This window comes from Pseudoalteromonas sp. S558 (genome assembly GCF_005886635.1).
Classification (GTDB): domain Bacteria; phylum Pseudomonadota; class Gammaproteobacteria; order Enterobacterales; family Alteromonadaceae; genus Pseudoalteromonas; species Pseudoalteromonas aliena.
Genome location: NZ_PNDU01000660.1, coordinates 1 through 298 on the forward strand (window position 1 = coordinate 1; position 298 = coordinate 298).

At 35.2% G+C, this 298-nt stretch carries 1 protein-coding gene; it reads left to right on the top strand.

Annotated elements, in window-relative coordinates:
- Positions 1–298: hypothetical protein (locus CWB66_RS21850; RefSeq protein ID WP_138587031.1), on the top strand; the 298-nt coding region annotated here is incomplete at both ends.

Sequence of the window (298 nt, forward strand, 5' to 3'; positions counted from 1 at the left end):
CTCATTAAAAAAACCGTAGGCTATGTTGATACCCCTCAGCTAAGTATTCCTGCACTCAACAAACGTGTAAACAAAACGCAAAAATTTAATTTAGAATTACTTAAAAAACTAAGTACCGATGAGCAAAATGATTATGTACTCATTGTTCAAGACCCATTCACCAGCTTTTACGAAGCAGAATTGGTTGAGAGTTTTATTACACTAATTACTCAGCTTGGAAAAAAACCAATGCTGTTACCCTTTAAACCCAATGGCAAACCTCAGCACGTGAAAGGGTTTTTGCATGAATTTAAGCTAA